The organism is Nocardia sp. NPDC005366 (assembly GCF_040606855.1).
GTDB lineage: Bacteria > Actinomycetota > Actinomycetes > Mycobacteriales > Mycobacteriaceae > Nocardia.
On the sequence record NZ_JBEXFQ010000018.1, the window covers coordinates 108,593 to 121,942 of the forward strand.

At 67.1% G+C, this 13,350-nt stretch carries 11 protein-coding genes; 3 read left to right on the forward strand and 8 right to left on the reverse strand.

Annotation, left to right across the window (positions count from 1 at the left end; genetic code table 11):
* Positions 1–28: 28 nt before the first annotated feature.
* Both ABZS43_RS21410 and ABZS43_RS21415 read right to left on the reverse strand, forming a co-directional pair.
* Positions 29–1,180: an ATP-binding cassette domain-containing protein gene (locus tag ABZS43_RS21410; protein ID WP_355037671.1), complete on the reverse strand. Its 1,152-nt coding sequence runs from the start codon at positions 1,178–1,180 to the stop codon at positions 29–31.
* A gap of 8 nt (positions 1,181–1,188) precedes the next feature.
* On the reverse strand, positions 1,189–2,073 hold the full coding sequence (locus ABZS43_RS21415) for an ABC transporter substrate-binding protein (protein ID WP_355037721.1): 885 nt from the start codon (positions 2,071–2,073) through the stop codon (positions 1,189–1,191).
* A gap of 242 nt (positions 2,074–2,315) precedes the next feature.
* On the opposite strand from ABZS43_RS21415, the gene ABZS43_RS21420 reads away from it, so the two are divergent.
* The 3 genes from ABZS43_RS21420 to ABZS43_RS21430 all read left to right on the forward strand — a co-directional run bounded on the left by ABZS43_RS21420 (position 2,316) and on the right by ABZS43_RS21430 (position 5,703).
* Positions 2,316–3,206, forward strand: a complete 891-nt coding sequence (locus tag ABZS43_RS21420) for a glycine betaine ABC transporter substrate-binding protein (protein ID WP_355037672.1) — start codon at positions 2,316–2,318, stop codon at positions 3,204–3,206.
* Positions 3,207–3,454: 248 nt separating this feature from the next.
* Complete coding sequence (locus ABZS43_RS21425) at positions 3,455–4,147, forward strand: PadR family transcriptional regulator (RefSeq protein ID WP_355037673.1); 693 nt, start codon at positions 3,455–3,457, stop codon at positions 4,145–4,147.
* Between the two features lie 80 nt (positions 4,148–4,227).
* A complete protein-coding gene (locus ABZS43_RS21430; RefSeq protein WP_355037674.1) occupies positions 4,228–5,703 on the forward strand; it encodes a DHA2 family efflux MFS transporter permease subunit in 1,476 nt (491 codons plus the stop codon).
* A gap of 6 nt (positions 5,704–5,709) precedes the next feature.
* Here ABZS43_RS21430 and ABZS43_RS21435 read toward each other — a convergent pair whose 3' ends face one another.
* The 6 genes from ABZS43_RS21435 to ABZS43_RS21460 form a co-directional block, all read right to left on the reverse strand.
* On the reverse strand, positions 5,710–6,336 hold the full coding sequence (locus ABZS43_RS21435; protein WP_355037675.1) for a Uma2 family endonuclease: 627 nt from the start codon (positions 6,334–6,336) through the stop codon (positions 5,710–5,712).
* A 99-nt stretch (positions 6,337–6,435) separates the two neighbouring features.
* Positions 6,436–7,980, reverse strand: a complete 1,545-nt coding sequence (locus tag ABZS43_RS21440) for a molybdopterin-dependent oxidoreductase (RefSeq protein ID WP_355037676.1) — start codon at positions 7,978–7,980, stop codon at positions 6,436–6,438.
* Positions 7,981–8,106: 126 nt separating this feature from the next.
* Positions 8,107–9,900 carry a long-chain fatty acid--CoA ligase gene (locus ABZS43_RS21445; RefSeq protein ID WP_355037677.1) on the reverse strand — a complete coding sequence of 598 codons (1,794 nt, stop codon included), beginning with the start codon at positions 9,898–9,900 and terminating at the stop codon, positions 8,107–8,109.
* A 132-nt stretch (positions 9,901–10,032) separates the two neighbouring features.
* A complete protein-coding gene (locus ABZS43_RS21450; protein WP_355037678.1) occupies positions 10,033–10,977 on the reverse strand; it encodes an alpha/beta hydrolase in 945 nt (314 codons plus the stop codon).
* Positions 10,978–10,981: 4 nt separating this feature from the next.
* Positions 10,982–11,812 carry an SDR family NAD(P)-dependent oxidoreductase gene (locus ABZS43_RS21455; protein ID WP_355037679.1) on the reverse strand — a complete coding sequence of 277 codons (831 nt, stop codon included), beginning with the start codon at positions 11,810–11,812 and terminating at the stop codon, positions 10,982–10,984.
* Positions 11,809–13,344, reverse strand: a complete 1,536-nt coding sequence (locus tag ABZS43_RS21460) for an NAD(P)/FAD-dependent oxidoreductase (RefSeq protein ID WP_355037680.1) — start codon at positions 13,342–13,344, stop codon at positions 11,809–11,811. Before ABZS43_RS21460 ends, ABZS43_RS21455 begins: the two co-directional genes overlap by 4 nt.
* Positions 13,345–13,350: the final 6 nt, after the last annotated feature.

A 13,350-nucleotide genomic window follows, 5' to 3' on the forward strand; every position in this document is an offset into this window, starting at 1 on the left:
CGCGTACCTCGGGCCCGCACCGCGCCGATCATCGCGTGCCGCCCTGCTCGTAGGCGAGGCGGTTGCGTGCGCAATCCTCGGCCGCACGCTGCTCGGCGAGGATCCGCACCACGTCGCCGGCCCGCACGCCACCCCGGACCGCACCGGAATCATCCACTGCCACGCCGATTCCCGACGGTGAGGAGATCGCCGCGTCCATCGCCAGGCGCAGATCGCCGCTCGGCGTGAACAGTGATCCGCCCGCCGCCGTACTCTCGGCGAGTGCGCGCCCGGCGCGCACCGATGCCACGCCGGTCGCATCGATCCACCCGGTGGGTCGGTCCGCGGCGTCCACCACGAGCACCCATTCACGTGGCTCCAGGCGAAGATTCGCCACCTCGTCGGCGACGACGGTCCGGATCTCGTGCAGGGTGAGGTCGGCGGCGCTGCGGAAGGACAGACCGCGGTAGCCGCGGTCACGCCCGACGAAATCCGCGACGAAATCCGTGGCGGGCTGGGCGAGCACCCGCTGGGGCGGGTCGTATTGCTGGAGGACCCCGCCGCGTCCGAAGACCGCGAGGCGATCGCCGAGGGTGATCGCCTCATCGATATCGTGGGTGACGAAAACGATGGTTTTGCGCAATTCGGCTTGCAGCCTTCGCATTTCGGTCTGGAGTTCGGCACGAACCACCGGATCGACCGCGCTGAACGGCTCGTCCATCAACAGGACCGGCGGATCGGCGGCCAGAGCTCTCGCCACACCGACACGCTGCTGCTGCCCACCGGAGAGCTGCGCCGGATACCGTTGCGCCAGAGCGCGATCCAGTCCGACGCGGTCGAGCACCTCCAGTGCGGCGGCCCTCGCGGCCTTGCGTGAATCGCCGCGAAGGACCGGGACGGTCGCGACATTGTCGAGCACGGTGCGATGCGGTAGCAATCCACCGCTCTGGATGACGTAGCCGATGCCGAGGCGCAATGTCACCGGATCGGTCGTCGTGATATCGACGCCGCCGATGGTGATATTGCCCGAGGTGGGCGCGATCATCCGGTTGATCATCCGCATCGACGTGGTCTTGCCGCAGCCGGAGGGGCCGACGAAGACGGTGAACGAACCGGATTCGATCCGCAGATCGAGATCGGTGACCGCCCGTGTGCCGTCGGGATAGGTTTTGCTGATACCCCGGAATTCGATATCGGACACCGGATCTCCTATCCCACGGGCTTGTTCAGCCCCTTGGCGGCGACCCAGGCCACGGCCGCCGCCTTCGGTTCGGTTTTGCCGCTGCCGGAGACGGCTTCGTTCAACGCGAGTAGTTCGTCGGTGGTCAATTTCGCGGAGACGGCATTCAGCGCGGCGAGCGCCCTGTCGGATTTCTTCGCGGCGTTGAACAGCGGCACCACATTCTGCGCCGGGAAGTTGTTCTTCGGGTCCTGCAGCACCACCAAGCCGTTCTGCGTGATGGCCGGGGAGGTCGTGAAGATATCGGCCGCGGTCACCTGTCCTTCCACCAGCGCGCGGACGGTGGCCGGTCCGCCGCCGTCGGCGATCGGGACGAAATTGTTCACGGCGATGTCGAGGCCGTAGTTCTGCTTCAGGCCGGGCAGACCGCCCGCCCGTTCCTGGAATTCCGCGGGCGCGCCGAATTTCACCTCGGCCGCGTGCGGCGCGAGATCGGCGATGGTGCGCAGGTTCCAGCGGTCCGCGGTCGCCTTGGTGACCACGACGGCATCGGAATCCTGGGCCGCGGCCGGGGCGCCGATGGCGAGTTCGGAGCCGAGGGCCGTGGCCAGCGCGGCGTCGACGTCGGCGGCGCTGGTCGCCGTCGCCTTCTTGTCCAGATATTGCAGCAGGTTGCCGGTGTACTCCGGGATCACCGAGATCGCGCACTGGCGCAGCGCCGGGATGTACGCCTCGCGACTGCCGATATTCAGCCGGGTGTCGACCGTGAAACCATTGACGCGCAGCACTTCCGCGTAGATTTCGGCGACCGTCTCCGACTCGGGGAAATTCGCGGACCCGACGGTGAGGGCATCGCCCGAACAACTACCGTTGCCGGCCAGAGGGTCAGAGTCACCGCACGCCGACAGGATCATGGCGGCGGCCAGAGCCGCCGCGGCGATGAGAAATCGGGTGGCGCGCAATGTCAGGCGCAGCGCCGAGCGCCGGCGCCGCGCGGCACCGGGGGTCACCGTGGTATTCACTGAGGTCCTTCCGGCAGGGCGAGCTATGCGGGCGGCCGGGTGGGAACGGCCACCGGTACATTCTGGTTGTCCATACTGCCCGCTGCTGAGCCTTTGTGTCGGCTCGGTCGACTTCGGAGAGTTGGTGTCGCCGGATGTTGCTGGCCGCGTCGAAGCGGATGCTGGCACGGTTGCTGGTGGTCACGGCCGCTGTCGCGGCCGTCTCCTGTGGAACCGAAGACGCGACTCCGGTATTCGTGATCGGCGCGGGTGATTCGGTGGAATCCGGGGTGCTGGCCGAGATCTACGCGGGCGCGCTCGCGCGCACCGGGTTACCCGTGTCGGTGTCGTCGCGGCTCGGGCAACGGGCCGACTATCTCGCCGCGCTCGACGCGGGCCGGGTGGCGCTGGTCGGCGAGCACAGCGGTGAACTGCTGTCGTATTTGGATTCCGGCTCAAGCGCGCGAACCCCGCAGCAGGTGACCGAGGCGCTGAACCGCGCGCTGCCCGAGGGAATCGTCGTCGCCGATCCGGCCGAGGGAACCGATCTGCGGCCACGGGTGCTGCTGCCCGCCGAGATCGCCGACCGCGAGGATCTGCGATCGGTCTCCGAACTGGGCCCGCGCTGCCCGCAGTGGGAAGCCGCGCTGGCGCCCACCCCGGATATCCTGCGGTCGCCGTCCGCGCCGACGACGGTCGCCGGATGCGAATTCGCCGCGACGCGGGCCCTGCCCGATGCCACCGCGCTGCGGACCGCCCTGCTGGACGGTGCTTTACCGATCGGGGTCCTGTCCGGGCCGCTCGCGCTGACGCGGGCGACGGCCGAAGGTCTCGCGGTGCTCACCGACGAGGATTACGCGCTGCCCGCCGAGAATGTGCTGCCGGTCTTCCGTAAAGGGATGCTCGATGATCGGCGCATCAAGAAGCTGAACTACGTCGCGGGCGAGTTGACCACCGAGGAGTTGGTGGACATGATCCTGCGGGTCCGTGGCGGAACCTCGCCCGCCGATGTCGCGCGCGACTGGCTGGACGCGCACGCCCTGTAACCGGATCACCCCGCGCCTGCGCCCGCGCGCCCCCGCCCCGCGCGTCTCCACGCCCAGCGGCCCCACGTGCCTCGACGGGGTTGTCGCCCCGGCACGATCATCGGCCTCTTGTCGGAGTAATGTCCCGAGCCGTATATTCCAGCTGGAGTATTTGATACCGACTATGTCGATTCGCGGGAGCAGCACGCGGATTCGGCCACGCGGATTCGGGGCCTGCCCTCGACGCGGCACGATCGAGAGGGAACGGAATGGGACAGCAGTCGCGCCCCGCGGTGACCGCGCTGGCGGTCGCGGTCCTGGCGCTGCTCGCTGAGCGACCCATGCATCCGTACGAGATGTACCAGTTGCTGATCAGTCGCGGGGAAGATCTTCTCGTCAAGGTCAGGCCGGGATCGCTCTACCACACGGTCGCGCGGCTGGCCGACCAGCAACTCGTGTGCGCCGAGGGCGTCGACCGGGCGGGTAACCGCCCCGAGCGCACCACCTACCGCATCACCGAACACGGTGCGGCGGCACTGCGGAACAAGATCGCCGAGGTCATCCGGTTTCCGCACGCCGAATATCCGCTGTTCCCACTCGCCCTGGCGGAGGCGCACAACCTGCCCGCCGCCGATGTCGTCGCCCTGCTCCAGGAACGGCTGCGGCACCTGCGCGCCGATATCGAGGATTTCGACCGCATGACGGCGTGGGCCACCGAGCACCTGATACCGCGCCGCTATTGGATCGTGCTGCCCTACCTACGCGCCACGGTCGGCGCCGAGATCGCGTGGATCGACGGATTCCTGGCCGAACTCGACAGCGGCGCGCTGGAATGGGAACAGTTCGATCCGGCTACCGGCGACCGGATCGCGGAGCCGGAACACCCGTGGGCCGACGGTCAGCATGCCCAGCGCCCGCCGCAGCCGCGCCGCGCCGCTGCCTCGTACAGCCCGCCTCCCTGACCTGTCGAAGGAATCCGGTGCGCCGCACGGGATCCGCCCGACCACAGACCTCCAGTATTTCCGAGATTGGAACGAAACCTATGACCGCCCAACGTAATCCGTGGCTCGCGCTGATGGCGCTAGTCGTCGGTTTCTTCATGATTCTGCTCGATATGACCATCGTCGCGGTCGCGAACCCGGCGATCATGAGAGATCTGGGGGCCGATGTCTCCTCGGTGATCTGGGTGACCAGCGCCTACCTGCTGACCTACGCGGTGCCGCTGCTGGTCACCGGCAGGCTCGGCGATCGCTTCGGCCCCAAGAACGTCTACCTCGTCGGCCTGGCCGTCTTCACCGGCGCCTCGCTGTGGTGCGGTCTGTCCGGCACCATCGGCATGCTGATCGCCGCGCGCGCCGTGCAGGGTCTCGGCGCGGCGCTGATGACCCCGCAGACCATGGCGGTGATCACCAGGACCTTCCCGCCGGACCGGCGCGGCGCGGCGATGGGCCTGTGGGGCGGCGTCGCGGGTCTGGCCACCCTGGTCGGCCCGATTCTGGGCGGTGTGCTCGTCGACGGTCTCGGCTGGGAATGGATCTTCTTCGTCAACGTCCCGGTGGGCGTCATCGCCTTCGCGCTGGCGGTGTGGCTGGTGCCGTCGCTGACGACGAGCGATCACAAATTCGACGTGCCTGGCATCGTGCTCAGCGGCGTCGGCCTGTTCCTGCTGGTCTTCGGCATTCAGGAGGGCAATACCTACGACTGGTCGCCGCGCATCTGGCTGATGATCGGCGCGGGCGTACTCGTGCTCGCGGCGTTCATCTGGAATCAGGCACGCAACCGCGGTGAGCCGCTGCTTCCGCTCGTCCTGTTCAAGGACCGCAATTTCGCCCTGTCGAGTCTCGCTATCGCGACAATGGGCGCGGCCGTCACCGCGCTGATGGTGCCGGCGTATTTCTACCTGCAGGCGGTGCGGGAGATGTCGCCGACGAAATCCGCTCTAGTCTTCGCGCCGATGGCGATCGTCACCGGTGTATTCGCGCCGTTCATCGGCAAATTCGCCGATCGACTGCAGCCACGGCTCGTACCCACGATCGGCTTCACCCTCTTCGCCGCGGCGGTCTTCTGGTTCGCGGGCCTGATGACGCCGGATTCCTCGATCGTCCTGTTCCTCGTCGCCGCGGCGCTGGCCGGATTCGCGAATTCCTGTATCTGGGCCCCGCTCGCCTCCACAGCCACGCACAATCTGCCGATGCGATTGGCCGGTGCGGGGGCCGGTATCTACAACACCACGCGCCAGGTGGGTTCGGTACTCGGCAGCGCCGCGATCAGCGCCCTCATCGCCTCCCGGATGAGCGCCAACGGGCTGGGCGGCGGCAAGGTCACCGAGGGCGGTGCGGGCGCGGTCCCGGCGCACGTCAAGGACGCCTTCAGTTCGGCACTCGCCGAATCCATGTTGCTGCCCGCGTGCGTCCTCGTCATCGGCATCGTGGCCTCGGCCCTGTTCGTCAGCCACACCCGTGGCGAGGCGGCCGGACCCGCGGACGAACCCGCGAAGGCCGACACCCTGGCCGGCTGAATCACGTCAACGGGTGAGCCCGGCGAGCCTGCTCCAGTCCACCGTCATGCCAATCGGTGACCAGACACTCGCCGGGCCCGCCATCGGCGTCAACTCGACGTGCGGTCGGTACTGCCCGAGCGTGTGATCGAGCACGTGGACCTCGATGGACGACACCTCGTCATCGACGACCCAGACGATCCAGTACCACGGAATTCCCGCGACCGCGTATTCGGCTTTCTTCTCCACCAGATCGACCCGGCTGGTCCCCGGCGACACGATCTCGACGACCAATTTCATCATATGGGCGGGCAGCGGCCGCAGATCCGATGGCGCACAGTCGAATACCCCGATATCGGAACGCCGGATGGTCGTGCGGGGCGCCTCCCACAGCAGCACATCGAAGTCCGTATTCACATCTAGGCAATCGTCGGGGGACCGACGCAGGTGCGCCGTGATCGCGGTATCGAACATATCCGCGAGGCGGCGTGCCGCCGTCTGGTGCGGACGTGTCGGCGATTCCGCGCGCACCGCTTCGCCGTTGACGACTTCGACCAGACGGCAGAACTCTTCCGGAAGCTCGCGCCAGAGTTCGACCGTGATGGGTTCGGGTTGCAGGTTCTCTTCCCTGGCCCAGTCGGATACGGCGGACATGCTGCGCTCCTCGGGTGGGCGACGGATTCCGTGCTCGATCCTAGATCCCGGCTCGCGAACCCGCGTCGATCGCGGTGTGGTCCAAGCGGTTATCCGCGCTCATCCGACGGTGAAGGTGACCGATGGGTGACCGGTGGCTCCGTCGGGCAGCACACCGCCGCGTTCGGCGGTCTGGACCGCCCCGGTGCCGTCGGTGGCGCGCGCGGAGACGGTGTGTCTGCCGGGGGTGGCGTTCCAGTCGTAGACCCACTGTCGCCAGGTGTCGATGGACTGTTCGGCGGACAGCCGGGCGGGTTGCCACGGGCCGTCATCGATCTGGACCTCGACGGCGCTGATACCGCGATGCTGGGCCCACGCGACACCCGCGATCGCGACGACGCCCTTCGACACCGAGGCACGGCCGCGCGGAGTGTCGATGCGGGTGCCGGTCTTGATCGGGCCGTACGCGGACCAGCCGCGCCTGGTCCAGTAGGCGGTGGCGCGGTCGAACCGGGTGACCTCCAGTTCGGTCACCCACTTGGTGGCCGAGACGTAGCCGTACAGCCCAGGCACCACCAGTCGCGCCGGATAGCCGTGCGATACCGGCAGCGGTTCGCCGTTCATGCCGACGGCGAGCAGGGCGTCGCGACCGTCGGTGAGGGCGGCCAGCGGGCTGCCAGCAGTCCAGCCGTCCTTGCTGTGTGAGAGCACCATATCGGCGTCGGGATGCGGTCCCGCCTCGGCGAGCAGTTCATCGATCCGGTAGCCGCGCCACAGCGCGTTGCCGATCAGATCTCCGCCCACCGGGTTGGACACGCACGCCAGCGTCACCGGTCGTTCCACCGCTTGGCGATTCGCGAGATCGTCCCAGCGGATGACGATTTCGCGATCCACCATGCCGTGGATGCGCAACGACCAGTCCTGCACCGATACCTGCGGCGTGATGAGCGCGGTATCGATCCGATAGAAATCCGCGTTGCCGGTGAGGTACGGAGTCAGTCCCGGAACGCGTAGATCCGCTTCCGGGGCAAGGGAAACCGGCGGACCACTCGGTTCCGGTAGTCGCACCGCCGCCCGTTCGCCCGAGACATCGGCCCGCTGCGCGCCGATCCATCGACCGCCGAGGCCGGCGACCAGCGCGAGCCCACCGGTGACGGCGACTCCCCGCAACACCTCTCGCCGCCGCACCGCGTTCGCACCGTCCGGGACCCGCGCGGCTTCGCCGTCGGTCGTCGCGATATCGGTGGCGTCGATGCGGCGGGTGAGTACGCGCAGCGCGTATATCCCAGCGACGACACCGACGACGGTGGCAAACGCGCCGGAGATGCCGTGGCGTTCGACCGCGACACCCGCGGCGACCAGGCCGAACAGTGCCAGCAGCGACGAACCGAGTGCCCTGTCGGTACGTTCGACCGCACCGACGAATGCGGCCAGCAGTACCGCCACGACCGTCATACACAGATAGAGCACCGATTTGTCATGGGTGCCGAAAGTCTGGATCGCCCACTCGCGCAACCCGTCCGGCGTGTGGTCGACCACCGTCGACCCCAGTACCTGCGACGGCGCGGTCTCGGCGCCGACGAAGGCCGCGAGTATCTCGGCGACGCCGAGCGCGAGACCGGCCGAGACGACCCCGGCCGCCATCCGAAACCCCGGTCGCGCCATGCGTCGAGCCTACTGCCGCCCGCACGCCGCCATTGTGACCATTTTCTGACGTTCGGGCGGGTGGAACGCGAACGGCGCCGCCCGCGAATTCGTATCGCGGACGACGCCGTTCGCGCCGGGGGAGGATCAGCTGTAGATCTTGTCCACCTCGGAGGCGTACTGCTTCATCACGACGGCGCGCTTGAGCGACATCTTCGGGGTGAGCTCGCCGGTCTCCTGGGTCCAGTCGACGTCGAGGATCTTGATCTTCTTGATGGCCTCGGCGTGCGAGACCTTCTTGTTGGTATCGGCGACTGCCGCCTCGACTTCGGCGACGAGGGCCTTGTTCTCGATCAGCTGCTCGATCGGGGTGTCGGCGGAGACGCCGTTGCGTTCCTTCCAACCCGGCAGCGCCTCGGGATCGAGGGTGATCAGCGCGCCGACGAACGGCTGGCCGTCGCCCACCACCATGACCTGGCTGATCAGCGGGTGGGCCCGCAGCGAATCCTCCAACAGCGCGGGAGAGACGTTCTTGCCGCCCGCGGTGACGATGATTTCCTTCTTGCGGCCGGTGATGGTGACGAAGCCGTCGGCGTCGATGGCGCCGAGATCGCCGGTCTTGAACCAGCCGTCGGCGAAGGCCTCCTCGGTGGCCTCGGCATTGCCCCAGTAACCGTCGAAGACGACCGAACCGCGCAGCAGCAGCTCGCCGTCCTCGGCGATCTTGACCGCATGACCCTCGATCGGCTGCCCGACGCTGCCGACCCGCAGATTCTCGGGGGTGTTGACCGTGACGGCCGCGGTGGATTCGGTCAGGCCGTAGCCCTCGTAGATGGTGACGCCGGCGCCGCGGAAGAAGTGACCGAGCCGCGCGCCGAGCGGACCGCCGCCGGAGACGGCCGCCTCGCAGTGGCCGCCGAGCGCGACCCGCAGTTTGCTGTACACCAGTTTGTCGAACAGGGCGTGCTTGAGCTTGAGCGCCAGGCCGGGGCCGCCGCTGTCGAGTGACTCGCTCCACGCGATGGCGGTATCGGCGGCGGCGTCGAAGATCTTGCCTTTACCGCCGTCGTGCGCCTTCTGCTTGGCGCTGTTGAACACCTTCTCGAAGACGCGCGGCACGGCGAGGATGAAATGCGGATGGTAGCTGCTGAACTGGTCGACCAGGGTGGTCCAGTCGGAGGTGAACGCGACGATCACCTTGGCGTCGAACGAGGTCAGCGTCACCGCGCGCGCGAAAACGTGCGCCAGCGGCAGGAACATCAGGGTCTTCTTGCCCTCTTGGATGTACTTGCGCAGCGCGAGCCGGTCGGATTTCGATTCCGCCCACAGGTTGGCGTGCGAGAGCATCACGCCCTTGGGGCGGCCGGTGGTGCCGGAGGTGTAGATCAGGGTCGCGGGCGAGGCCGCGTTGACCTGCTTGCGCCGGTCGTGCACGACCTGATCGTCCAAATCGGCGCCGCGCGCGATCAGCTCGTCGACCGCGCCCTTGTCGATCTGCAGGATCTCCTTCAGATCGGGCAGCGCGCCCGCCTCGATCTCATCGATGGTGGCGCGGTGCTTGTCGTTGTCGAGTACAAGCAGTTTGGTGGCGGAATCCTGCAGGATCCACTTGGCCTGCTCGGCGGCGGAGCTGTCGTAGATGGCGACGGTGCAGCCGCCCGCTGCCCATACGGCGAAGTCGATGACGACCCATTCGTACCGGGTGGGGGCCATGATGGCGACGCGATCGCCGAGTTCGATACCCGCGGCGATCAGTCCCTTGGCGACACCGGTGACGGTTTTCGCGAATTCCGCGGCCGTCACATTCCGCCAGCCGTCATTGCCGTCCGACAGGTTGAACAGCACCGCATCGGGCGTCTGTTCGGCGTGCCGGAAGACGTTGTCGGAATTGTTCGCGTCTTCCGGGATGGTGTAGGAAGCCGGAACTTCGAACTCGCGCATCACTGCCCTTCCACGTGGTTTACTCGCCAGTAATCTACGACACGTACAAGAGTGTCGTTACGCCGACCACCGGAAATTCGTCCGAAACCGTGTTCTGGGCGGAGCCATCGGCCGGTGGGTATGGGTGCTTGCTCATCCTAGATCCCGCACGAACACCGGCTGTGACGGTTCGCGCAGGAAATCGGACAATTCGCGGACGGCGTCCGCCGCGGGTCCGATCAGCGCGGCCTGCAACTGCGCCACATGCCACAGCCCGCGAGTCTCGGTGAATCGGAGGTCGACGCCGGCCTCGCGCAGCGCGGCGGCCAGGTCCACGCATTGGCCGTATAGCAATTCGCTCTCGTCGACCTGGAGGTAGGTCGGCGGCAGGCCGGACAGTTCGCCGCGCAGTGGCGCGTATCCGGGGTCGTCGCCGTCGCCGTCGCCGAGGTAGGCCGCGGCGCAGGAACGTGACCAGCGCCGGTTGATGACGAGATCGCGTTCGCGTTCGGGGATCAGGTTCGGGTCGGTCCACGGGGCGATGAGGCCGAGCGCGGCGGGAGTGAGTCCGTGGTCGGCGATCAGCCGCTGCGCGGTGGCCAGCGCGAGGCCGCCGCCCGCGGAATCTCCAGCGATCGCGATCCGCTCCGGGAGATGCCCCAGTTCGCGGACCAGTTCGAGGAAGGCCGCCTGGGCGTCTTCCAGCCCGGCGGGGAAGGGATGCTCCGGCGCCAGCCGGTAGTCGAGTACGTACACCGGGCGGCCGGTGCCGTGCGCCAGTCGGGCCGCGAGCGACCGGTGTGTGGTCATCGAGCCGACCGCGAATCCGCCGCCGTGCAGATACAGGATCGCGTCCGCGGTCGCGGCGCTCGGCCCGGATCTCCCGTCAGCGGAGCCGGCCGCCGTGAGGCGCTCGGCCCGCCTGCCCGCCAACCGCAGCCGGTGTACGACGGTATCGCCTGGCACCAGTTGGGCGCGCGACATCACGTCCATGAGGACGCGCTGCGCCCGCCATGGCAGCCGATTGTTGAGGATGACGCGGAAGACGGGGTTCAGCAGCGCCCGCGCGATGGGAAGTGGGATATCGAAGTCGCGCATCGGTTTACGGCAGGAACGGCCGGTTCACGACGGAGGCGATCCGCTGATAGCCCGATGCGGTGACCCGCACGAACAGATCGAGCAGCTTGGCCTCCCAGCCGATGAGCACGCGACCGTGACCCTTGCGCACGCCTTCGGTGATGGTCTGCGCGGCCATCTCCGGGGTGTGGATCGCCAGTTTGGCGTCGAACATCGAGGCCGCTGATTCGGCGTCGATTCCCTCGGCGTAGGTGGCGTTGCGGGCGACGGCGGTTTTGATGCCGCCGGGGTGCACGCAGGTCACCTGGACCGGATGCTTGCCGACCAGCATTTCCTGGCGCAGCGATTCGGTGAAGCCGCGCACCGCGAATTTGGCCGAGTTGTAGGCACTCTGGCCCGGAACGGCGATGAGGCCGAACAGGCTGGAGACATTGACGACGTGGCCCGCTCCGGATTCCATGAGCAGCGGCAGGAAAGCCTTGGTGCCGTTGACGACTCCCCAGAAGTCGACGTCCATGATCCGTTCGATGTCCTTGAACTCGGACTTGATCACTTCGCCGTGGTAGGCGATACCCGCGTTGTTGTAGATCTGGTGCACGACACCGAAATGCTTCTCGACCGCGTCGGCGTAGAGCAGCACCGCCTCGCGCTCGGCCACGTTGAGCCGATCCGATTTCACCTGCGCGCCGAGCTTTTCGCAGCGACGCACGGTTTCGGCGAGTCCGTCGGTATCGATATCGGACAGCGCCAGTTTGGCGCCACGTCTGGCGAGATTCTCCGCGAGCGCGCGGCCGATTCCCGAACCCGCGCCGGTGATCACACAAACCTTGCCGGTGAAATAGGCATCGTTGCTCACTGTGCCGCCACCACTTTCTGATCGTTTCTGGAGGCCGCCGTCATCTGGTACGCGCCTATATCGAATTTCTTTGTCAGCCTGCGGAATTCGAAGGTGAAGTCGGGCCACAGCGTGGTGTTGTTGCCGTGTTTGTCGAGGTACCAGCTGGCGCAGCCGCCGGTGTTCCACACACTCTTGCCCAGTTTCGCCTGCAAATCCCTGTTGTAGTCGGCCTGTGCGTCCTCGCGTACCTCGACGGTGCGCAGACCCATCCGGTCGACGGTCGCCAGGGCATCGGCGATGTAGTTGATCTGCGATTCGATCATGTACACCATCGAGCTGTGGCCCAAGCCCACATTGGGGCCGAGCAGGAAGAACATATTGGGGAAGTTCGCGATCGCCGACCCCTTGTATCCCTGCTGGCCGATCTCGTCGAACACCTCACTCAGGGTGCGGCCGTCCTTGCCGGTGATGGTTTCGTAGGCAGGGGAGTCGGTGACGTGGAAGCCGGTCGCCACGATCAGCGCGTCGATCGGGCGTTCGGTACCGTCCTTGGTGACAATCGAATTCGCGCGCACCTCGGCGATGGCGTCGGTGACGACGTCGACATTCGGGCGGCCCAATGCCGGGTAGTACTCGTTCGAGATCAGCATGCGCTTGCAGCCGATCCGGAAGTCCGGGGTGACCTTCCTGCGAAGTTCGGGATCGCGAATCTCATACCGCAGCTTGGCTTTCGCGAGGAGTTCGAAACCGCGCATGAGCGCGGGAACTTTGGCGAGGCCGACGACCTGGGTCTCGCGGGCGGCGTAGATGGCGGCGCGCGAGAGGCGTTGGAAGCCGGGAATATGTTTGAAGGCAAGGCGTTCCGGCAGCGTGTACGGGCGATCCATGCGCGGCAGCAGCCAGGGCGCGGTGCGCTGGTAGACGTCGAGATGGGCGACCTTCGGTGCGATAGTGGGCACGATCTGGATGGCCGACGCGCCCGTGCCGATGACGGCGACGCGTTTGCCGGTCAGGTCGGCCTCGTGGTTCCAGCGCGCGGAATGGAAGATCTCGCCTTCGAAACCGTTGATGCCCTTGATATCCGGGAGGGCGGGCTCGCAGAGCGCGCCGACCGCGGAGACCACCGTCTCGGCGGTGAAATCGCCCTTGGAGGAACTGATCTCCCACCGCGCCGCATCGCTGTTCCAGCGGACGCCGGTCACGTCGCAGTCGAATATGTGCTTGTCGAGCACGTTGTAGCGCGCGGCGACATCCTGGATGTACTGGTAGATCTCGCCCTGCCTGGAGAACGAGCGCGACCAGTCCGGATTGAGCGCGAAGGAATACGAGTACAGGTGCGAGGGCACGTCGCACGCGGCGCCGGGGTAGGTGTTGTCCCGCCAGGTGCCGCCGACATCGCCGCCGCGCTCGAGGACGAGGTAGTCGTTACGGCCCTCTCGGCCGAGCCGGATCGCCATCCCGAGACCCGCGAACCCGCTGCCGATGATGATCGTCTTGGCGTGGCGGGTGGGCTGGTTGCCGACAGCTTTGTCTGTAACCTTGCGACTCATATAAGC

Excerpts from the sequence above, each read along its gene's own strand:
- ABZS43_RS21415 (WP_355037721.1), bottom strand. The coding sequence starts at position 2,073 with ATGATCCTGTCGGCGTGCGGTGACTCTGACCCTCTGGCCGGCAACGGT.
- ABZS43_RS21420 (WP_355037672.1), top strand. The coding sequence starts at position 2,316 with ATGTTGCTGGCCGCGTCGAAGCGGATGCTGGCACGGTTGCTGGTGGTC.
- ABZS43_RS21425 (WP_355037673.1), top strand. The coding sequence starts at position 3,455 with ATGGGACAGCAGTCGCGCCCCGCGGTGACCGCGCTGGCGGTCGCGGTC.
- ABZS43_RS21430 (WP_355037674.1), top strand. The coding sequence starts at position 4,228 with ATGACCGCCCAACGTAATCCGTGGCTCGCGCTGATGGCGCTAGTCGTC.
- ABZS43_RS21435 (WP_355037675.1), bottom strand. The coding sequence starts at position 6,336 with ATGTCCGCCGTATCCGACTGGGCCAGGGAAGAGAACCTGCAACCCGAA.
- ABZS43_RS21440 (WP_355037676.1), bottom strand. The coding sequence starts at position 7,980 with ATGGCGCGACCGGGGTTTCGGATGGCGGCCGGGGTCGTCTCGGCCGGT.
- ABZS43_RS21445 (WP_355037677.1), bottom strand. The coding sequence starts at position 9,900 with ATGCGCGAGTTCGAAGTTCCGGCTTCCTACACCATCCCGGAAGACGCG.
- ABZS43_RS21450 (WP_355037678.1), bottom strand. The coding sequence starts at position 10,977 with ATGCGCGACTTCGATATCCCACTTCCCATCGCGCGGGCGCTGCTGAAC.
- ABZS43_RS21460 (WP_355037680.1), bottom strand. The coding sequence starts at position 13,344 with ATGAGTCGCAAGGTTACAGACAAAGCTGTCGGCAACCAGCCCACCCGC.